We start from the raw sequence: 1,279 nt of genomic DNA on the forward strand, positions 1-1,279 counted from the left end.
CTTATCATCAATCTCTACTTCTAAATCTTTGTATTTGTTGTAAAATTTAGGAGCTAAGATTTCTTGGAAGTATTTTGTGCCTTTGGGGGTTGTTGCTACCCAGATATTATATTGTGACCAATATTGTGGTGTATCCCAAGAAACATTACCTAAAACAAGACTACATCCATCCTCATCTAATGTCTCGAGATCATCCAACTCTCTAATAAATCTTTCTTTATAGAAGAAATTATCTCTAAAATATATCCAAGCTTGATATTTATCTTCTTTATAATAAGATAAGTTTGAGGGATAATCTATTTTATTTCTATCTTCATCACAATAAGATCCAAAATCTATATAACCTGCTAGAAAAAGTTGCCCCAAGATATTAATATATTCACTTATATAGGTAGGTTTGGGTGTATTTAAAGAAGGAGTGTTGTTAAGACTATCAATATTATAAAATTGAATGATATTTGCATCTATTTCATGTCTTGCAAAAAATTCATCATCAATAAGTTTTAATAATAAATATTCAAATGCTAAGAGAATATCTGTTTTTGTTGTGTATCTTAAATATTCTAAAAGTAAATCCATTTCAGAAAAATATGGTTTATTATTTAATACTTTACTTAAATTTTCATAACTTTTATATCCTATATCATCTTTTTCTTTATAAGAAAAAATAGGATTACCCATTGCATATATTACTTTTATTCTTTTCACTTTTATTCTTATGGTTTAATATGAATAGTTTTATTGAGCTTTGGATTTTTACCATAAATATTTATTGTTTCTCCGCTACTTCCAGAACCTGTTCTGTATATAATATCAATTCCATCATTCAATTTATATCTTATAAATTTTTCTTGCGTAATTTGTCCTGTTTTATGATTTTTTATAGGAATATGTTTTTCTTCTAACTTTGTGGCATTTTTTATTAATTTTTGCCACAGTTCATCTAATTCTTTTTTATTTTTCAAAAGGCGAATATTCCCACTGCTACCTTTTTGTAGTTTTTCAATAATTTTCCCTACTTCTTGTCGCGTTAAACCACTATTAAGTCTACTTGTAATTTTAAACATTGAATGTAAACCTCTTAAAGCCGGAACAAATGTATAACTCACATCTTCCAAAGGTTTATCATTGAGTTCTAATTGACTAGGAAATACTATCTCAATAAACTCCCCACTGCCATCTTGTGTTTGTATTCTTATAACATTATCAGGGATAATTTCTTGAGCATTGTTTTCACTAGAACTTATATTATTGCTTTTTGTAGCGTTTATATTCTTTG

1 protein-coding gene and 1 pseudogene are annotated in these 1,279 nt (G+C 27.1%); both read right to left on the reverse strand.

Annotated features, from left to right (window positions below):
• Nucleotides 1–708, reverse strand: a 708-nt coding sequence (locus BGS40_RS04345; RefSeq protein WP_096738432.1) for a hypothetical protein, incomplete at its 3' end; no start/stop codon positions are given.
• Between the two features lie 8 nt (nt 709–716).
• A pseudogene (locus tag BGS40_RS04350) lies at nt 717–1,279 on the reverse strand (hypothetical protein); the annotation flags it as partial.

The organism is Campylobacter sp. 107, assembly GCF_002383835.1.
Lineage (GTDB): Bacteria > Campylobacterota > Campylobacteria > Campylobacterales > Campylobacteraceae > Campylobacter_D > Campylobacter_D jejuni.